At 43.5% G+C, this 20,204-nt stretch carries 13 protein-coding genes; 7 read left to right on the forward strand and 6 right to left on the reverse strand.

Annotated features, from left to right (window positions below):
- Nucleotides 1-32 precede the first annotated feature (32 nt).
- From ACTXGJ_RS01455 to ACTXGJ_RS01465, 3 genes are all read left to right on the forward strand, one after another.
- Nucleotides 33-1,898 carry an ABC transporter ATP-binding protein gene (locus ACTXGJ_RS01455; protein WP_439240746.1) on the forward strand — a complete coding sequence of 622 codons (1,866 nt, stop codon included), beginning with the start codon at nt 33-35 and terminating at the stop codon, nt 1,896-1,898.
- 136 nt (nt 1,899-2,034) lie between these two features.
- Nucleotides 2,035-2,649, forward strand: a complete 615-nt coding sequence (locus ACTXGJ_RS01460) for a GNAT family N-acetyltransferase (RefSeq protein ID WP_439240744.1) — start codon at nt 2,035-2,037, stop codon at nt 2,647-2,649.
- Between the two features lie 171 nt (nt 2,650-2,820).
- Nucleotides 2,821-4,347, forward strand: a complete 1,527-nt coding sequence (locus ACTXGJ_RS01465; RefSeq protein WP_439257384.1) for a bifunctional 2-methylcitrate dehydratase/aconitate hydratase — start codon at nt 2,821-2,823, stop codon at nt 4,345-4,347.
- Nucleotides 4,348-4,455: 108 nt separating this feature from the next.
- Here ACTXGJ_RS01465 and ACTXGJ_RS01470 read toward each other — a convergent pair whose 3' ends face one another.
- On the reverse strand, nt 4,456-5,220 hold the full coding sequence (locus tag ACTXGJ_RS01470; protein ID WP_439257386.1) for an SDR family oxidoreductase: 765 nt from the start codon (nt 5,218-5,220) through the stop codon (nt 4,456-4,458).
- A gap of 171 nt (nt 5,221-5,391) precedes the next feature.
- Between ACTXGJ_RS01470 and ACTXGJ_RS01475 the strand changes: the two genes are divergently transcribed.
- Nucleotides 5,392-6,777, forward strand: a complete 1,386-nt coding sequence (locus tag ACTXGJ_RS01475; RefSeq protein ID WP_439240738.1) for a DUF2868 domain-containing protein — start codon at nt 5,392-5,394, stop codon at nt 6,775-6,777.
- 52 nt (nt 6,778-6,829) lie between these two features.
- A complete protein-coding gene (locus ACTXGJ_RS01480; protein WP_439240736.1) occupies nt 6,830-8,467 on the forward strand; it encodes a DUF3482 domain-containing protein in 1,638 nt (545 codons plus the stop codon).
- A 26-nt stretch (nt 8,468-8,493) separates the two neighbouring features.
- Here ACTXGJ_RS01480 and ACTXGJ_RS01485 read toward each other — a convergent pair whose 3' ends face one another.
- The 3 genes from ACTXGJ_RS01485 to ACTXGJ_RS01495 form a co-directional block, all read right to left on the reverse strand.
- Nucleotides 8,494-9,516: an ArsA family ATPase gene (locus ACTXGJ_RS01485; protein WP_439240734.1), complete on the reverse strand. Its 1,023-nt coding sequence runs from the start codon at nt 9,514-9,516 to the stop codon at nt 8,494-8,496.
- Between the two features lie 89 nt (nt 9,517-9,605).
- Nucleotides 9,606-9,896: a cory-CC-star protein gene (locus ACTXGJ_RS01490; RefSeq protein ID WP_439240732.1), complete on the reverse strand. Its 291-nt coding sequence runs from the start codon at nt 9,894-9,896 to the stop codon at nt 9,606-9,608.
- Between the two features lie 148 nt (nt 9,897-10,044).
- Nucleotides 10,045-11,724, reverse strand: coding sequence for a carbon starvation CstA family protein (locus ACTXGJ_RS01495; protein ID WP_439240731.1), 1,680 nt, complete (start codon nt 11,722-11,724; stop codon nt 10,045-10,047).
- Between the two features lie 345 nt (nt 11,725-12,069).
- Between ACTXGJ_RS01495 and ACTXGJ_RS01500 the strand changes: the two genes are divergently transcribed.
- Complete coding sequence (locus tag ACTXGJ_RS01500) at nt 12,070-12,738, forward strand: hypothetical protein (RefSeq protein ID WP_439240729.1); 669 nt, start codon at nt 12,070-12,072, stop codon at nt 12,736-12,738.
- Nucleotides 12,739-12,828: 90 nt separating this feature from the next.
- On the forward strand, nt 12,829-13,392 hold the full coding sequence (locus ACTXGJ_RS01505; protein WP_439240727.1) for a hypoxanthine-guanine phosphoribosyltransferase: 564 nt from the start codon (nt 12,829-12,831) through the stop codon (nt 13,390-13,392).
- 49 nt (nt 13,393-13,441) lie between these two features.
- On the opposite strand, the gene recD is transcribed toward ACTXGJ_RS01505, so the two are convergent.
- Complete coding sequence (recD, locus tag ACTXGJ_RS01510; protein WP_439240725.1) at nt 13,442-15,628, reverse strand: exodeoxyribonuclease V subunit alpha; 2,187 nt, start codon at nt 15,626-15,628, stop codon at nt 13,442-13,444.
- A 73-nt stretch (nt 15,629-15,701) separates the two neighbouring features.
- A complete protein-coding gene (locus ACTXGJ_RS01515; RefSeq protein WP_439240723.1) occupies nt 15,702-20,150 on the reverse strand; it encodes a UvrD-helicase domain-containing protein in 4,449 nt (1,482 codons plus the stop codon).
- Nucleotides 20,151-20,204: the final 54 nt, after the last annotated feature.

Below are 20,204 nucleotides of genomic sequence, written 5' to 3' on the forward strand. Positions count from 1 at the left end.
ATTTTTGAGATTGATTACTTTACCCTACTACAATGACTACCACTCCTAATCTCAGCAAATCCCCGTTCGATAAAAAGCCGCCAGTCAAAAAGACTGAGCGGCGCGCGCTGCTTTGGAATATTTTAAAAAAGCTTGCTGTCTTCGCCGCACCTTATAAATTACTCATAATAGCCACCTTAATTTTGACGGTGCTTGGCTCCTTTACCGCGCAGGTCAATGCTTTTGTACTGCGTTATGCCGTCGATACCTTAACCGAGATTGCTACGCTTGCCGAGCCTTGGGAAGCGGGCGTGCGTATGCTCATCATCATTAGCGCGGTGCTACTGACCAAAGAAATACTATCGATATTTATCTCGTTTGGTCAGCGCTTCTATGGTGAGAAGATACGTATCAATCTCTCACGGGATCTATCGCAAAAGATTATTGAGCGTATTCTCACTTATCGTATGGCGTTTTATACCAGTAGCGAGAACGACAGCGGTAAATTGCAAACTCGTATCGACTATGGCGTCAGTAGCCTAACGAGTCTGGTACAAAATTTCTTTATCGATATGCTGCCGCTGTTTGCCAGCGCCATTGTTTCCTTGATAATTATGTTCTCCACCAATTTTTGGATTGGCCTCGTTGGTCTGATTATCATACCTATTTACTTTTTTATCAGCCAAAAACAAGCCCGGCGCCTACAAGGCTTTCGGCGGCAGATGCGCAGCTTTCGAGAGGCTAAAAGCGGGTTGGTGATCTCTCTTATTAACTCGATTAGCGTGGTCAAATCCTTCGTTCGCGAGCCTATTGAAGCACAGAAGCATCTAAAAATTCAAAAAGAGATGACTGATAATCAGCTACGTATTCGTAGTATTGGCTTTATCTATGATGCGGTAAAGACTTTTATCGAACAAATCGGTGTAGTGGTGATCATTTTGCTAACCTCCTACTTTGTCTTGCAGGGTCAGATGACTATTGGCATGATTTTGTTCCATGTCATGCTATTTCAAAACGTCGCCGCCCCTATCCGTCAGCTGCACCGTATCTACGATCAGATCAATAATGCTTTAACTTATGCGGAAGGGTTTTTTGAGATATTAGAAGATGACAAACAAGTTGAAAATATCGATGGCATCAGTAGCAAAAATCTAAAAGGTCATATCGAGCTAAAAAATGTTGATTTCACTTATCCCAATGGTACTCAAGCATTAAAAGACGTCAGTTTTGAGATTCGCCCTAATCGTATTACCGCGCTTGTGGGGCTAAGTGGCGCAGGCAAGAGTACGATTATCAATTTATTAGTCAAATTTTATGAACCAGATACAGGTATGATCTGCTTAGATGGACATGACTTAAAAGATTGCGATACTCATGACTTACGCCAAAATATCGGTCTGGTATTACAAAGTAATCACATCTTCTCAGGCACTATCAGCGAAAACATTCGCTATGGCAATATGAATGCGACGCTAGATGACATCATAGTCGCAGCAAAAAAGGCTTCTATTCATGAGCAAGTGATGCAACTAGCGGATGGTTATGAGAGTACGGCCAAATCGTTATCAGGTGGTCAACAGCAGCGCATTGCCCTAGCTCGTATGTTTTTAAAAGATCCACCAATTGTATTCTTAGATGAGCCGACTGCTAGTCTTGATGCTATCGCCAGTCAACAGGTCAAAAAAAGCTTAGATCTAATCAAGCAAGATCGTACCGTTATTATGGTCTCGCATAATATCGCGCAGATTATCGACGCTGATGATTTAGTCGTTATTGAAAACGGTCAAGTGATCGAGACTGGCACGCATGAAGCGCTCTATGATAAAGGCGGTAAGTATTATGAAATCTTTAGCGCTATGTCTGATAGTCTGAATTTGGACAAAATCAGTCAGACGATTAATCATACAGCTGATACTTAAAATCTGGATGGTCGATAAAGCTTTATATCGCTATAATGCGATTTTATTTAAACACTGTCATTTTAATTATCATCTGCAATGTTTGATTTAACTCTATTCTTACCATTCAATAACTTTTTGTATAAGTAGCTTAATTATGACCGCCATGTTTGCTATAAAAACCTTTGATGAATTAACCTCAGTGGATATCTATCATATTTTAAAAGCACGCTCGCAAGTATTTGTGGTAGAGCAAAACTGCGCTTATCAAGATATGGATGAGCTAGATTTTGACTGCTTACATCTGGTCGCACATCAGAACGAAGCTCTCGTTGGCTACTGCCGTATTATTCCACCAGAGTATAACACCCTCAGATCTAACCTTACTGACGATGAACACCTCAATACGGCTATGTCTGCTATCGGACGCGTACTAGTATTATCAGCGTATCGAGGCCAGGGGCTAGCGCGGCAGATAATGACTCAAGCCATCACCCATTGCCGCAAAAAATACGGTAAAAAGCGTCCAATTATCATCTCCGCTCAGACTTATTTGCTCAGCTTTTATCAGTCATTAGGGTTTGTGCCAGAAGGCGATTATTACCTTGAAGATAATATCGAGCACGTGAAGATGGTGCTAAGTGTGGCCAAAAAAACCAAGGTCAAAAAAGTTAGTAATACAACTACTAATACAACTTCGAAGATTTTAAGCGGTTTGCTATTTATATTGGTTGCACTGTTTATCTTAGGGTTGCTGTATTTGATGATCTAAAATTTATTAAGTAAAAAGGTTTTAATTCTTAACATAATACAGTTTGGATATTGGCTTTTGCTTATGCTACTTTGAGGTATGACTTATTTTTGAGAGTTATTATTTATAAAATTCACCATTAGTAAGTCGACTAGCAAGCAGAAAAACAACTCACTCAAGGAAGAGGAGACGATGATGTCTAAATCAGATAATCAAAATGCTACGGTTGAAAGCAACGTCCGTCCCAAATATGACAATGAAATTCAAAAAATTGCTGACTATGTGCTCAATTACTCGATAGATAAGGATTCTAAAAATAGTGATGACGCGTGGAATACCGCGCGTCACTGTCTGATGGATACGCTCGGCTGCGGATTACTCGCACTGCGCTTTCCTGAATGTACCAAGCATTTAGGTCCTGATTGTGAAGGTCAGCTGACGCCCAATGGCGCGCGAGTCCCTGGTACCTCGCATCGGCTAGATCCGATTAAAGCCGCTTTTGATATTGGCTGTATGGTGCGCTGGCTAGATTATAATGATACTTGGCTAGCCGCTGAATGGGGTCACCCGTCAGATAACTTAGGCGGTATTCTTGCGGTAGCCGATTACATCAGTCAGCAGAATATTAGCCGCAATCTTAAGCCTTTGACTATGCGTGGGGTGCTTGAGGCGATGATTATGGCGCATGAGATTCAAGGCGTGCTGGCACTAGATAATTCGTTCAATCGTGTTGGCCTTGATCATGTGTTCTTAGTCAAATTAGCCTCAACCGCTGTCGTTGCTAAGCTTTATAACTTACCTCGAGAACGTATTATGGCGGCGATATCACAAGCATTAGTCGATGGGCAAGCGCTACGCACGTATCGGCATGCTCCCAATGCTGGCAGTCGTAAATCTTGGGCGGCTGGGGATGCGACTAGTCGCGCGGTACGTTTGGTCGACATCACACGCCGCGGTGAGATGGGTATTCCTGGCGCGCTGTCAGCGAAGCAATGGGGCTTTTATGATGTGCTGTTTAGTCATACCAATAAGGACTTAGCAACTAAACCTGAGGATGAGCGTAAATTCACCTTCCAGCGTGAGTTTGGCAGTTATGTGATGGAAAACATCTTATTTAAGTTAAGCTTTCCTGCGGAGTTTCATGCGCAGACGGCTTGTGAGGCGGCGGTTATTCTACATCCGCGCGTCGATGATAGGATTGATGACATCAAAAAAATCGTCCTTACCACCCATGAATCGGCTATTCGTATTATCTCTAAAGAAGGCATGCTCGCTAATCCTGCTGATCGCGATCACTGTCTACAATATATGGTAGCAGTGCCACTGCTTACAGGCGATTTAATGGCGGAGAATTACGAAGATGACTACCATGAGCAGCATCATATCTTGATCGATGGCCTACGCGCTAAGATGGTGGTTGAAGAGGATGCTGGCTATACTAAAGACTATCACGATCCTAGTAAGCGCTCGATTGCTAATGCCATTCAGATTTTCTTTAAAGACGGCACTAGCACCGATAAGGTCGCCGTTGAGTACCCTATCGGTCATAAGCGACGCCGCGCTGAAGGTATCCCTATTCTGGAAGCAAAATTTCGCGCCAATCTAGCGACTCGTTTTATTGAGAGTCGTTGCCAACAGATTATTGAGCTATGCGATAATCAAGCAAAGCTAGAGCAAACGCCAGTGCCTGAGTTTATGGACTTATTGATGATCAATTAATAGGTTGGTATAAAAGAGAGCTTTTCAATAGCAAGGGCGCCTTATATACAGGGCGCCCTTTTTTTAACTGACTATCTAAACATTATGTTAAGCGACACTCAAAACCGCCTACCATGATATAGACTCCCCTGCCCAATCGACAAAACTACCGGTTTGATCGCTACTCATATTCGCTAGCACTTCTAATAAGGATTCTGCACTATAAGCTGGCGAGAATAGATGGCCCTTAGCGACGTTTGTTTGAAAAGGTGCCGATAACTGTGTATTCACAGTACCAGGCTGCATAACCACCACGCAGACCTCTTTCAAAGAGCGCGCCCATTCAATACTCAAATTTTTCATGCCCATATTCAGCGCCGCTTTACTCATGCGGTAACTGTACCAGCCGCCAAGCGCATTATCACTGATACTTCCGACTCTGGCTGATATCGTCGCAAATATCGCAGGATTATCGCCACTTCTTGACGCGTTTTTGAGTAGCGGCTTGATGTGTTTGGCAATAAGCATGCTGGCGAGCGCATTGACTTGCATATTTTTTAGAAAAAATTCAGTCTCCATCTGCCGCAGCGCTTTTTCTGGTTGATTATGTTCGGTATGTAGCAGACCCACACAATTAATGACCCAGTCGATATGACTGCTATGCTCCTTGATGGCCTCAATACTCTGCTTAATACTAGCCTCGTCACAGATGTCCATCTTCAGCCAATGCAACTTATCGACCTCAATCTCAGGTACGCTATTATGATAAGTGGCAAAGACCTGGATGCCAGTTTTTACTGTATTTTTGGCTGCTTTGGCGACTAATTGCTCTACCATAGCTTTACCGATACCGCCTGTGCCGCCGATGATGAGATAAGTTTTAGTGGTCATCATAGAGTCCTTTTTTTGTGATAGCACTTCTTATAAGATAGATTTTCAACTGACAACTCTTTAGCTATTCTTTCGCTATAAACAATAATAGCAGCTATCTAGATTCGATATACGCTACAATAATCTGCAATTACCGCTTTTACTTATCATTTTTTGACTTGGATCTTATCGCTTATGCTATCCCCGCAAGACCAACTGACTGAGCTAGTACGAAACCTTGAGACCAACAATCATGTATTTGCCACAGATCCGCTACTGGTGACCGAAAAGCTGCAAAATGAAGAAGGCTCGCCGAAACAAAAGCTGCATCGCCGTGCGAAACGCATCGATAGTAATGGAGTGCTGGCAAAGGTCTTAGGTAAAATAGACGCTCGTATAAAGAGCATCATGGTCATTATGAGTGTGGTTTGGTGTGTCTCAGGATTTTTGGGGTTATTTACCTTATTGCAGGCCAACGTCGTCAACTTCTTTTATGTGCTAGTCTGCTTATTAGGGTTTCATACGCTAATGCTGGTTGGCTGGCTAGTCTTTACTTTTATTAACCGAGGTAAGCAATCGGCCAATTGGTTTGCCAGTTTGGTCAGTCCGAGCTATTTGATTCGTGGTAAAGATGATGTCACTCAAGCGGCGGTTAGTCTTTATGAGCAGCAGCTTGAACATAGCGGGATGCGCTGGTATCTCGGCAAATTCAGCCATCAGTTATGGCTAGCCACTTTGACTGGTATGCTACTGGCGATTATATTTTTATTAGTAGTGCGTCAGTACAGCTTTAGTTGGGAATCCACGCTACTATCCGATAATGCCTTGATTGGTTTGACCCAGGCGCTGGGCTGGTTGCCAAGTCTAGTAGGATTTAATGTTCCTGATAGTGCGGCTATTATTCAGAGCCGCTTGGTCACTGATGCGCTGCCTTTGTCGGTAGCTAGACAATGGGCAAGCTTGCTAGTCGGTAGCTTATTGATGTATGGCATCGTACCGCGTGCGATTGCGTGGAGTTTTTGTGCACTAATGTTTCGCCGCAAAAAAATGCGCTTGGATATCAAATTGCCATATTACCAAAAAATTATTCACTTTTGGCAGCGTCAAATCATTGATGCTGATGATTTTCAAGAAGCACCCGCTCCTATTGCGCCAAAAGCTAAGGTAAGCTCGGCTAATAAAATCGTTGCCCTACTCGAATATCCTAGCGAGCATCAGCAGTGGTGGCTGGCTGGCACGGCCATTGAAGCCAATGAAGCAGTTGAGAACTTTGGTATCATCGATGATCGTGACGATATGGCGCGTTTGCATCAGTATCTAGATACTCATGCTGTACAAGTGCTATTAGGGATTCATAATAAAGCACTACCTGATCGCGGCACTCTGCGTAAACTGGATCAAATTGCTACTCATGCCAAGCATGGTCTAATCGTACAATTGCTAGATAACGATAAGGCCGACATCGATACCAATACTGTTACAAATACTCAGGATTCTAAAGACACGAATAACAATGTGCGCTACCAGCAATGGCAAACGGCGTTAGCTGAGCGACAAATCGGCTTGGTCGTTAATCACTAATCAAAAGTCATTAGTAAACCCTATTTTGATAACCTGCAAATAAGATCACATCATGAATAATAATACCGATAGTAAAAATAACGAAAGGCCCGCCGGACTGTTTGCTGACAAAGCTTTAAAAGACGATTTTACTCCTGCGGTTGTCCCTGAGGTTAATATTAGTGAAGCTAATACTATTTCAGATGCCACTCCAAATATCACTAAGTCGGATCAAGACCCTGCTAATACTCCTACTAGCAACCCTAATACTAAAAAGACGCTCGCTACTGGTGAGCCGTTAAAACTAGCGGTTGTTGGTCATACCAATACGGGTAAGACGTCAATTTTGCGCACTTTGCTACGTGACGTTTATTTCGGTGAAGTCAAAAACGAAGCAGCGACGACGCGGCATGTCGAGCGCGCGCAATTAACCGATAGCCAGACGGGTGAAGTCTTAGTTACTCTCTATGATACGCCTGGGCTAGAGGATGCCTCAGGCCTGATGGATTGGCTTGAAGATAATACCGCTAGCCGCCGTGATGGTATCGAGCGCTTGCAGCAGTTTTTGGCAGCAGATATCGCAACTGGCGCTCAAGGTGCTGAGGACTATAGTCAAGAAGCCAAAGTGATTCGCCAATTACTGGCAAGTGATATGGCAGTATATGTCGTCGATGCGCGTGAGCCGGTATTAGGTAAATATAAAGATGAGCTAGCAATTCTCTCGTGGGCGGCGATACCTGTGATGCCAGTGTTTAACTTTACCGATAGCCAAAACACTAACATCGATGAGTGGCAGACGATGCTGGCACGGCGTAATCTACACATCTCGACGCGTTTTGATTCTGTAGCCTTTGAGTTTGAGGATGAGATGCGATTGTGGCAAAATCTGGCCACGATGCTAACGCACTCTGAGATGCTTGAGCAGCTGGTGCAGCGCCGTACCGAGGATTGGGCACAACTACAAGATGATGCAAAAATCATCATCGCGGACTTTTTATTAAATGTGGCCGCCTTTGTGCGTGAGATCAGTGAAGACGATGATCCCATGCCAGTGCTACAAGATATGCAAGAAGCGGTCAGGCAAACTGAACGCACTATGCAGCATCAGCTTCTTAACCTGTATAAGTTTTATGATAATGCGGTAGCCTCTACCCCCCTGCAGTTGCAGGCTTATCAGCAAGATCCTTTCGATCCAGAGTTATTAAAAAACTACGGTATTCGCACCACTTCTGGTGCGGCGGCAGGTGCGCTACTAGGATTAGGTATTGATGCCGCAGCACTAGGAACCACTTTAGGGTTAGGCGCTGCGCTAGGCGCTATTGGCGGTGGGCTGCTATCTAACACTAGTAGCATCGCTGATAAGATTACGGGTGTTAAACGCTTATATATAGATCCCGCGACTTTGACCTTGCTAGCCACGCGCGCCACTGACTTATTAACCGCTTTGCGTCATCGCGGGCATGCGGCAACAGACGCCACGCAATTGCTCTATCAAAATGAGAGGGTCAGTGATGGGCAGATATCTGCGAGCAACGAAGACGATAGTCTAGAAGATGATAAGGCCGTCACTCTTTGGCCGCCTCACAAACTACCAAGCGAGCTCAAAAAAGCACGCGGCAAACCGCAGTGGTCTTCATTAAACAGTGGTAAGGCAGAACAAGCACAAAGCCTACGTATGGATACGACTTGGTCGCTGGCGAGCAAGCTGTAAAATAAAAAGAAATAACTTGATGTTTGTTATTTCAACAGCTTACTTAAAGCCTCAAACCCTCGTATATCAGTCTGCTGTAGATATATTTCAGATAGCGGATAGCACTTAAAGGCGGTTTCGATATCGCTCATAATCTGCTGTTGTCTATCAGCGCGCTGCTGCCAAAACGTGTCTTTTTGCTTGGGGTGAATCAACTGATTGACTACGATTGCCGAGGGTTTAAGCTTGGCACTTTCTAACTGTTCAATAGCACGTTTGGTTTCAACTAATGGCAAAATATCCGCTGTCATCACTAAGACGATAGCGGTTTTTTTATAGTCGTGTAAAAGCTCTGCCGCTTGCCGAAATAGAGCTTTGCGCTTTTCCAATACCGAAACTGCTTGCTCCCAGCGATCGGGTTTATGTTTCTCAAAAGGATTTGCGACGTTTTTTGAAGTATCACCACTGCTTTTTTTATCTAAGCGCGTAGCCACTGAGCGCAGTTTGGCCTGTCGTCGCTGCTGTGCCAACAAGCCATCTGTCCACGCGCCCATCATCTCAGGCAATACTAATAGTCGCAGCGTGTGCCCAGTTGGTGCAGTGTCAAAGATAATATGCTCATAGCCCTCCACGGCTGCAGAGACTAAATGCTGGCACATAGACTCTAGCATTGCCGCCTCGGCTGCGCCAGGGGCTGACTTCGATAGTCGCAGATGCTCGCGAATTTTTGGCATCATATCAGGATTGGCATAGGCCGTAATAGTGCGCTCCACTTGCGCGAAATGGGCATCTACGATGACATCAGGATTGAGCTCAAGAGCATCGAGATACTGGCTAATTGCTGTTTTTTTATTATCAAGCTTGGTATTTAACACATCGCCTAAGCTATGCGCAGGATCCGTCGAAATAATGAGCGTTTTTTTGTGTTGGCTAGCAAAACGGCTGGCAAGTGCAGCCGCTGTAGTGGTTTTTCCCACCCCACCTTTGCCGCCAACAAATATAATCGGCTGCTGTGATAATTGAACGACTAAAGTGTTTAACGATGTGTTTTCTATAGACTGTGTCGCCATGTTTTTCTCTGCTTTTCTCTATACTCAATCACTATCTAGGGTCTGATTGACTCGTTTTGTGGTTATTTATAATAAATAAATCCTTAGATCTAACAGCAACCGACATGATCGAACGGGCATCTCTCCATGCCCATACGGGTATGCCATTCATGGAAGTTCTCCAAAAATAGCGGTTGTAGCTCTAAGGTATAAAAGTTGGCAGGATTATCAATACCGAGACTCTCAGCAAACATCATCAGCATAAAAAAATCCTCTTCATCACGAGCAGCGCGAGCCATCGTTTGCCTATAAGGCGCATGATAAAACTCATTGAGTCCTGCGGAAAATCGCTGCCACCATGACAAGTTAATTTTTGGCTCATATTGCTCATTACTTTTCATATCTTATCCTAGTGTTGACTCTCACGGTATCTAGTATAATGGGGCGTATTCTTTATCCCACTATACCTTATGTTTGTTCAATAAAAAAACGCCAGCAATTGCCAGCGCTTTATTTCATTTAGCATCTAACTTATTTATAGAATACTTGCTAGATATTCTTCTTACCTTTATGTTCGCCCCATTCTCGGCGCAATACTGAGAAGCTCTCAAAGGTGACTAATACCGAAGCAATTAAGATAATCAAATCCATCGCAATTAATAGCCAGTTGCTATCGTCATAAAAGGTTTTTAGCTGAATCAATAAGGCAAACAGCGTCATCACTAATAAGAAGCATAGTGGCGCTAAGGTGTACCAGACTGGTTTACCTTTACGTAATAAAATAACCGTCACAATCATCAGCGTTAAGGCTGCCATGAGCTGATTAGTCGTTCCGAATAGTGGCCAGATAATCATACCACCTGCACCATCGATACCGCCTGCGCCAAACGCTAATAATAGACAGGTTCCGACTGCTAATAAGGTTGCCACCCAGCCTTTATTTAGTGCTGGCAAGTTATAAAATTCGCCAAACTCTTGGAAGATATAACGCTGTAGACGTACGCCAGTATCCATAGTCGTTCCTGCAAACAGAGCTGCCATTACCGTAAGCATCGTCTGCGATAGCACCAAATCAATACCAACGCCATTACTTAAAATAGTAGCACCACCATCAATAAAAGCACCGATAGAGCCGTCACCAAAGTTTTGATAAATCGCCTGCCAATCACCTAAAGTTGCAAAACCTGCGGTCGCCGCTAATATAGCACCAAGCGCAAGCATACCTTCACCTAATGCACCAAAATAACCTACAAACCGAGCGTCCTCCTCTTTATCGATCTGCTTAGATGTCGTACCTGTGGCGACTAAGCCATGAAAACCTGATATCGCCCCACAAGCAATAGTCACAAATAGCAAAGGTACGATAGAAGGCGCGCTCATCGGTAAGTCGCTGTTGATCGCAGGCGCGACAATATCGGGCGTTGAGATGAAGATAGCGGCATATAATAATATTAGGCCGACGAACAGTTGCAAGCCGTTGATATAATCGCGAGGCTGCAATAACATCCATACTGGCAATAATGACGCTACGGCAGCATAAGAGAATAATATGATAATCCAAACGGCATTATCAGGTAATCCCATGAAGGTTTCAGGCAACACCACTGGGAACATAGGCCCTAGATAAATCAGCCCATAAAGTGCCACTACGCCGATGATAGAGACCCAGATGAGACTCATATTGTAGCGGTAGATACACTGCCCGATAATAAAGGCGACCACCAACGCGCCCCACACCGGCAATACCGCGGATGGTGTTTTGATTAGCATATTGGCGATAGCCACACCGAACACAGCATTGACCATCAGTAGTAATAAGAAAATCACCACCATCATTAAGCTGCGCACGCGCGTACCCATCACCGTCCCGGCAATTGAGCCGATAGACTGACCACGGTTACGCATACTCGCCCAAATGGCAGACATATCATGGACACCTGCCATGAATATCGTCCCAAAAACCACCCAAAGCACAGCTGGCACCCAGCCCCAAATCACTGCAATAGCCGGACCAATGATCGGTGCGGCACCTGCGACTGAAGTGAAATGATGACCCCATAATACGTATTTATTAGTCGGAACATAGTCCACACCGTCTTTCATGGTATGGGCTGGCGTGGGAAGACTATTGTCTAACCCTAAAATTTTATTAGCTATGAATTTTGAATAAAAAAGATAACCACATAGCATCAAACCGATGCTGATAAGCAGTACAACAGCACTATTCATTGCATTCCTCCTTGCATACTTACTCTCCTTACATCAGCCTAGAAGGCTGCCTTTAGCAATTATAGACTTTTGTAAAAGCACTAATCATTTATGAGTGATTTTAACTGGTAGTCTACAATTGTTGTAGTATCGCCCTATATCGTTGCAGTGGTCAATTACAATCTATAAAATTAACCGCAGTAAAGGTTTATTTACCAAAAACTACCGTTAAATAAAAACTTATTATCTCAAAGCTAGGGATAACAGATGATTGCAGCTGATAAACGAATGCAACGTCACTAGTTTTTTACGTATACTCTTATATTTGATTTAGAATACTTATTTAATAAAATTCAAGGAAAAGACATGGCACACTATTTCGGATTTCCACCCTCAGAAAAACTCAAACAATTAATAGAGGAGGCGGCGCAAGCAGAGGCATCGGATGAGCACGTTGAGTACTACAAACACCGCGACGCACTAACCCATCAAACCGCTAGAGATTTGATTGATAATTTGCTGGTAGGCTTAGTAGAGATTATCCCTAATCCTGAGCGTCAGGCTTCTATGCGCAAAATCGTTGGCACTATTGAGCGCTCAGCTGATACGCTACTTAACATCTTATTAAATAAAGAGAATAACGAAGATGTATTGCCAAGCTTCCATTTTCTACGCGATCGAGCGACGTTTACGGATAATGAAGGGGTGAGCCGGGTCGGCTTTAAGCTCTCTGAGGATAGTGCTAAAAAAATCACAGAAGGCTTTGCTTCAGTGACTGCTGATGATGTTGACATGAGTAAATTTAAATTAGCATTGGAGACGATGAACGAAGACACGCTTACTCATTTTATCACTCGTTATGCCGAAACCCTTAAGCTAGGTATAATTAAACGCAAATCTGTACCGGTTGCCAAAGCCGCTATTGATAAAGGTATGAGCATGGCACTCAATAAACTGCTACCCGACTTACCCATGAGCTCATTGAACCGTTTGGCTGATTACTATCGTCCTTTTATTGTAGAAAAAGCAGATTAATTAATATTAGTTTAATCGCGGTTTGCGATTAGGTAAATTCGCTAAAACTTGCTAAAATATGTGGCACTTTTATCAAAGGCGCACCCTACTATGACTCAAATCAGCAATCAAGAGATTGAACAAACTCTGCGTAATTCAGAGTGCCTCATTAGCAGTATTGAAGTGGCTGCCGCGTATGAGCGACTTGCCGCCCAGCTGAATCTGCATTACGCAGGCCTCAACCCTATCGTTATGGTAGTGATGAATGGTGGTCTTATCCCAGCAGGACAGCTACTGACTCATCTAACCTTTTATCATCGCATGCACTATATTCATGCCACGCGCTATCGTGACAATGAAGGGACAAACGATCTTGATTGGAAGTTCAAACCTGATGTCAGTATCGAAGGTGAGCATGTACTTCTCATTGATGATATTTTTGATGAAGGCATCACACTAAAAGCTATCGTTGAAGAATTAGGGAAAGAGAACCCCGCTTCTATCGATTCTTGCGTACTGTTGAATAAAATGCATGATCGCAAAGTCGCTGATTTCGATGTGGATTTTGTCGGTATCGATGTTGATGATCGTTATGTCTATGGCTGCGGTATGGACTTTCATGGTTACTTGCGTCATCTGCCAGGGATCTATGCTATTAAAGAAGATAAAGTATAATACTTGCATTTTTGGCATAAAAAAGCACTCTATTGAGTGCTTTTTTCATTTATAGCCCATCAAACTGCAATGCCAAGCCAGTATAACGCTGCGTCGGTGTTTGAACCGCCTTCTCAAAAGCAGGTTTAGTGCTATATATCGTGACCTGTTTTTTTGCGCGAGTCACTGCCGTATAGATAAGCTCTTTGCTCAGCAACCTAGAGTGGCTACTATCAAAGCTAATTGCCACGTGATCAAACTCAGAGCCTTGTGATTTGTGAATGGTCATCGCATAAGCGGTCGCAACGAGTTCTTCATTTAGTAAATTGACCGCTATGCCCTGAGTTTTATTTTCAAAAAATACTTCTAACTGTCTGCTATCATCACTTGTCTGTAAGCAAAAACCAATATCACCGTTGAACAATCCAAGCTCATAATTATTTTGCAGCACCATGACTGGCCGACCATGAAACCAGGTGTTTTGACCTAGGGGTAGCTTTAATTCAGTGAGATGCCACTGGGTGAGGTAATTATTGATATAGTGATCACCCCACTCTCCATTATGACCAGCAGTGAGGATTCTAAACTGGTTAAAGGTCTGCATTAAAGATGTGATAGTCTCTTTAACAACGGTTGGCATGGATTTTTCTATTGGATGTTTTAATAGAACATGTATATTGTTCACGTACTTTTGGTAATTTAGGGTTATTCTTTTAAATATTTTTTCACTGCTTAGGCTATTTATTATTTGATTATCTGCAATTATTTCCGTAGATTGTGTATTTATACTCGAAAAACTGAGTGCCTGATCCTGTTCTAACAGTTGCCAAATCGCTTGAGTATCTGTATTTGAGTTATTGATGAGTTGTGCAAGCCTACCAATGCCTGAATCCTTACTGAACCTACGACTCTCAGTGAGCTCGATGTTTATAGGTTGCAGGCATGGTGTGCGGCACAAGTCTGCCAACACAGCTCCAGCATCTACGGCAGCAAGCTGGTTTGCATCCCCTAGTAAGATAAGTCTTGCGCCTTTTTTTACCGCACTAACGAGATAATTTGCTAACTCCACCCCTAACATTGAAGCTTCATCAACAATAATAATATCTTCGCCAAGAGGATTATCGGCATCATAGCGTGGTCTGCCCGTTCGCCCAATACCTAACAGCCGATGAATGGTTTTGGCTTCTTCTAACTGCATATCTACGTTAGCTGCATCCAAAGCCGCTTGTAAAGATTCCTGCATACGCTGTGCGGCTTTACCCGTTGGTGCAGCTAGCGCTAGGCTGGCGCTATCGGTGCTAAATTTAATAGCAGCATTCTCACCTTCCCTACCCTGGGCAGTGTGTTGTAGCGCAATGACTAGCTGTGCCACGGTATAAGTCTTACCTGTGCCGGGGCCACCGGTGATAATACTAAACGCGTTATGGTTAGCTACATTAATCGCTGCTATCTGCTGATCCTCCAAACTTCCGGGTATCGCTATTGTTAGGGGCGTTATCTGTTGATTCATAATAGTATGGATACGTTTTGCTAAGCTAAACTCTGCTTGCCAAGTTCGATGTAACCATAAAACGATCAATTTACTTTTTTCTTCTTTAGTTTGGTAAATAATAGGTTTATTATTTTTGCTTAGGCTATTTTTATTATCTTCACTCATGTGCTGAACGTTGCTGAACAAGTCATAGTCACTTATTGAGTCAATAAAAGCTTCTAAATCGGTGTTTTTTAAGCGCTGGTATAATGCAGTGATGGCATCGAAACGCTTTGTGAGAAGCTCTCTTTCATAATTGGTCAGTACTGACTGTGACCATAACTGATATCTCTGGTTAAATATGATACTTAGTAAGCGAAAAAAAGAAGATTCCGTAGCATCCTCACTGTCTATTGAATGATCGTTTTGTGTCTCTACTAATGCTAAAAGTGGTGCAGCTAACATCTCTAGCAGCTGCACCTGCCAAGCATAGAGAGCTATTGACTCACCGCCAATATATCCTTGCACTGGCACTTCATCCTTAGCTTCTTCTATCGTTAATACCGTATGCCCCTGTTCTAAATGCGTCGTCAGCATAATAAGCAAAGCGCTAAATAACGCTGTATCTTGCGGCTTATCTACTTGGCCGTCATTGCTATTTGTCTTGTTGTCAGGCGCTTTATAAGCTGATTGCGTCTGCTGACGGCGTAGTAAAAGATAGTCACTAAGGTTACTGGCCCAACTTTCTTGCAAGCTAAGGGCTACCCTACTGTTATTATTACTCATAATATGTCTGTCTCTATAATTATCGAAAGTTATCTGGTCAGCATATAGGCTATCGATTCTTGGTCCTAACCCATTAATCTGGTAAACCAAACAAGGTATCTAAAGCTTTAATAAAATCGATCGGTATATCCCACGTGACTAATCCATAGCGCTTATTTTTAACTGTAGAGCTATCGTCAGTATTTTTCATATTCTGCAGATCATTATTCTCTGCTTGTGTATCTGCGTTATAGACCCCGCGCAGGAATACATACTCAACAGCGCCGAGATACTTATCTTCATTACCGGCATAGTCATTGACTCTCATGCTTAAGAATCGATGTAATGCGACCTGATAAATGGCCGCTTGTAGCCAATACCCTGCTTTTGACATGGCTTGTTTAAGAGTGTTTTCATCATAATTGCTTAGGCTATTTCCTAAATAATTACTCTTATAATCGACTACGTAGTACTTGCCAGCGTGCTCGTAAACCAAGTCAATTTCGCCGCGTAGATAGCGATATAAGTGCGCTTTATTTTGCGCCACTAAAGTCACGTGCTTGTCCGGCGCGTTTGGTAAGTGCTGTGCAAACAGACTAGTAATATCCTCTGCTCTAAAGTGTTCTGATAAGCCCATATTGAACTCCAGCTCAGCAAAGCGCTGTGCGGTATCAAGCGACTGCAAAGGTTGATTAGAAGCTAATAGCGGCGTCTGTAGCACTTCATCGATCCAGCCAATCAACGCTTTATGCTGGCTATCCACTATAGCGTCCGAATCGGCTAATGGACTACTCTGCTTTTTATTGGCTTGCAGTAAACGCTGTTGCTGCTCAGCGCTACTATAGATCAGTGGCAACTGATAGCTACTCACCGCGCGATCGATGACTTGAGACCACTGGGATTTATTATTAAAGTCAATTTTTTCAAATATTTCATGTAAAAATGTACCTGCATTAGCGCCTTTGACAAAGCTAAAACGAATATCCTCTTCCTCTTTGACGCTTAGCTCACTATAAAGCGTTTCAGCATCAGTAAGGGCTACTGTAGAGCGTATGGTGTCTGCAGCACTGCTCAAATCAATGTCTATGGCATCGTCGATGCGCTCATCCACTACCGCCATGATCTGCGTTGATTCATCAAGCTGACGCGCTAAAGCGGTAAAACTGGTCTTCGCCCAGCCATAAAAATAACGCTTACTCATAACCTCTAAGAACGGTGCGTATTCAATTGTCTCTGTTGTCAGTTTGATGGTGGCAGCAGTCAAGTTATCATTTAGGCTGATGTGTTTAGCCTGATGCTCTTCATGGTATTTATTGACATTATGCGCTCTGAGCATCCCTATCGTGTCTTTGAGCCTATCAGGTAACTCAATGTTTTTGGCAGGTACGTCGAACCAATAGCAGATTGGTCTCAAGCCAGCATTCGTATTACTGTGCGCGTCTTTTAGTACCACATAAAGCTGTTCACTAGCGCGAGTAAAAGCCACATAACCTAGCCGGCGCAGCTCGTCAAAACCCTCTTGTGTCTCAATATCAGTATAATAGTCTTCTTTTGTAGATGAGCCTTGAATAGGTGAAAAGCGGCGCTGATTGCCAGTCGTTTCCTGAGCTATCGACTCTGTAGAAGAGTGCTGGTTGTTGTCGTTTTGACTATTATATAAGTACAGCCCATAGTCTTCTTTATGACCCGACTTCCTACTAGCGTCGCCCATACCCAAGACATAGACAATCGGAAACTCAAGACCCTTCGACTTATGAATGGTCATAAGCTGCACCCCAGACTCAGTAGGGAGCGGATACTGCTTTGCCCAATCGCTACTAGGGGCAGCATCGATGTTTTGTCTAAACCACGCTAACAGCTCATGTTCGCCCATGCCGCTACCGTACTGCGCCATAACATCCAACACATGACGCAAGTCCATGATGTGACGATCGCCTTCTGGATGACTCGCTAGCGATTGCCAAACGCCTTGTGACTGCACCGGGTTTTTATCTAATAGATAATGTAGCGCTGACAAGATACCAAAGTGTTGCCAACGCTGAGCGCCTTCTTTTATATAAGCAATAAAGTCTTGATAGCTCTGTTTGCGCGCGTGATTACTGCCTCCAATAGCCTCTGACTCATGATCTGTCATCATAGCTCTCACAGCCTTGATATTTAAGCCATACAGATGACTTGTCAGCACCCGGTTGATCATGTCATGACGATAAGGGTAGAGCATAACGCTTAGCAGTGCTGCCACATCTTCTGCCATAATAGTCTCAAAGATACTGACATCACTAGTCGTTAGCGTAGGTACGTTTAGCTTCACCAGCTCATCTTCAACCTGCTTGAGATCCTTTTTGGTACGTGCCAGCACACCGATATCGCTTGGTTGAATGGGGTTACCTTTTAAGGTCTGCTGACTCTTTAGTAAGGTTGCAATATGACGCGCGGTAATCTCATGCTCATCGTACTCTAGCTCCTTGTCATACGGTAAGTGCAATAAGCTCACCGGCTGGGCTGAGAGCGCCTCCTTCACTAAGTCATTGGTTTGAGACGCTATATTAAACCAAGACAACTGGCTATCTGGTTTTGCTGCCTTGATGTGCTGATAATAAATCCCTGTACCTAGCTGCGATAGCTTATTATCACTAGTGCTAGGCGTCGCCATACCAAACCAGCAATTAAGCGCTTGGATGACGCCGGCGTTTGAGCGGCGATTGACATCGAGCGTCCAAAAGCTTTGCTTATCAAACTGAGCTTTCATATAGTTGTAGTTGGCGACGTCACCACCGCGAAAGCCGTAAATCGCTTGCTTGGGATCACCAACTAACAGCAAAAACTCATGACTCACTTTCTTAGCGCTTGATTGCTTATCATCGGGAGCAGTGCTTTTTTTATCGGTTAAATAAATACTTTCAATCATCAAAGCTTGCTCGCCATTGATGTCTTGCGACTCATCGATAAGCGCAATCGGATAATGATGGCGGATATAACGCGCCAGCTTTGGCCCTTGTGGGCCTGTTAAAGCTTGATTGAGACGTACCATCTGCAAGCTAAAAGTCGTCTCGCCGCGCTCTTCTAAAATGACCGGCAGTCTCTCTCGAACCGCAAGAATAATATGACGGTTTAGGTTGGCTAACAATAAAATGATATGTTGGTCTAATTTTTCGACCCTATCTAAAATAGCCATTAACTTGACTATTGTGTCTAACTCAAAAAGAGTCTGATGTTCCTTTTCTCTGTCTTTATTGAAATTTTTAATCTTACCTTCTTCATTGGGATATCTAGAGTCCTGTAACGAAGTTAGAATTTTGTTTTCACGCTCATTTAAATAGCTAGTAAAGGCTAGCTGGTGTTCTGCTATTTTATGATGTACATCAACTAAGGCATCAAAATGATTGATCAAGATAGAGTTACCACGAAACCCTTGTGACTTCCTATAGTCGAAATTTAAATAAGGTTGAATATCTGTTAAATCTAATTGAGCAAATTCATAAAGCATCTTCTCGTACGCACTAAAGTCAAAATCTTGATCTAGTTCCACCTCATCAATAGGCGCTGAGATAAAGTTAAGCGAACGCGTGACATAGCTTTTATGATCATTAGTAGCCGTAAGTTTGCCTTGTTGATCTAGTAACGCATAGAGTTTCGGCTGCTCATGATAGAGCCGACTTTGAAACTGGCGCAGCTCATCATGAATGATGCTGTCAGTGACTTGCTCGATACTACTGTCTTCAATGATGCTCATGCCTTGCTGATGACCGGTCTCACTACTATATTCTGTCAGCCACTTCTGCGCTAAGCTATCAAGCGTACCCACAAACAGATTATCAAGCGTCGTGAGCACCAGTGCCGTACGCCGAATAGCCTCGGTCATCGGATAACTGTAGACATGATCTAGTAGATAGCCAACTAAGTGCAAATTAACAGGGTCCTGCATCAAGCTCTCTAAGCGCGCAAAGTTAGCTTGCTGTATTAGCCAAGTATCACGCTCCTCTTTAGCTTGTATGCGCTTTTCCTGAGTGCTTTTTTGCTTACGTTGTTGGTCATAGTCTAGATCTTGGTTGAACTCCTCAGTCTCTATAATAGTCTCTACAGTAGTCTCGGCATTGGACTTTTTCTCTGGCGTAACTTGTAACACCTCGGGATACAGAGCCGCTTTATTATTAATGTCAGCGCTTAGGCTATTTACCCATTGCAATAACTGATAAAACTCGACCAGACGCTCATGGATACGCTGACGCATCTCAGCTGCAGCAGCACGGGTGAATGTAGTGGCGATTATCTGCTCAGGCGCTCGTCTTGCCTCAATCAACAAGCGCAGGACGATACCGGTTAGCGTCCACGTCTTACCGGTACCCGCTGAGGCTTCAATGAGGTGCTGACCGCTGAGCTCAACTTCAACTGCCGGTACTTTTTCAGATGCCTTATCCGCCTTATCTTTATCAGAAGTATCAAAGCTTTGAGATAAATGTTGCGCTTCGTGTGGGTGCGTATCTGTAATTAGCGTCTGCTGAACGATATCCGTAATATCAGTCATATCGGTAAACTCTGTCATATAGGCGTACACTTTAAATAATTATCAATTTAATATGGATTACAAAATAAGCAT

This window comes from Psychrobacter sp. 1Y11 (assembly GCF_052259045.1).
Lineage (GTDB): Bacteria > Pseudomonadota > Gammaproteobacteria > Pseudomonadales > Moraxellaceae > Psychrobacter.

Bases quoted from the DNA above. Each gene is read 5' to 3' on its own strand.
- ACTXGJ_RS01455 (WP_439240746.1), top strand. From the start codon at position 33: ATGACTACCACTCCTAATCTCAGCAAATCCCCGTTCGATAAAAAGCCG.
- ACTXGJ_RS01460 (WP_439240744.1), top strand. From the start codon at position 2,035: ATGACCGCCATGTTTGCTATAAAAACCTTTGATGAATTAACCTCAGTG.
- ACTXGJ_RS01465 (WP_439257384.1), top strand. From the start codon at position 2,821: ATGATGTCTAAATCAGATAATCAAAATGCTACGGTTGAAAGCAACGTC.
- ACTXGJ_RS01470 (WP_439257386.1), bottom strand. From the start codon at position 5,220: ATGATGACCACTAAAACTTATCTCATCATCGGCGGCACAGGCGGTATC.
- ACTXGJ_RS01475 (WP_439240738.1), top strand. From the start codon at position 5,392: ATGCTATCCCCGCAAGACCAACTGACTGAGCTAGTACGAAACCTTGAG.
- ACTXGJ_RS01480 (WP_439240736.1), top strand. From the start codon at position 6,830: ATGAATAATAATACCGATAGTAAAAATAACGAAAGGCCCGCCGGACTG.
- ACTXGJ_RS01485 (WP_439240734.1), bottom strand. From the start codon at position 9,516: ATGGCGACACAGTCTATAGAAAACACATCGTTAAACACTTTAGTCGTT.
- ACTXGJ_RS01490 (WP_439240732.1), bottom strand. From the start codon at position 9,896: ATGAAAAGTAATGAGCAATATGAGCCAAAAATTAACTTGTCATGGTGG.
- ACTXGJ_RS01495 (WP_439240731.1), bottom strand. From the start codon at position 11,724: ATGAATAGTGCTGTTGTACTGCTTATCAGCATCGGTTTGATGCTATGT.
- ACTXGJ_RS01500 (WP_439240729.1), top strand. From the start codon at position 12,070: ATGGCACACTATTTCGGATTTCCACCCTCAGAAAAACTCAAACAATTA.
- ACTXGJ_RS01505 (WP_439240727.1), top strand. From the start codon at position 12,829: ATGACTCAAATCAGCAATCAAGAGATTGAACAAACTCTGCGTAATTCA.
- recD (WP_439240725.1), bottom strand. From the start codon at position 15,628: ATGAGTAATAATAACAGTAGGGTAGCCCTTAGCTTGCAAGAAAGTTGG.
- ACTXGJ_RS01515 (WP_439240723.1), bottom strand. From the start codon at position 20,150: ATGACAGAGTTTACCGATATGACTGATATTACGGATATCGTTCAGCAG.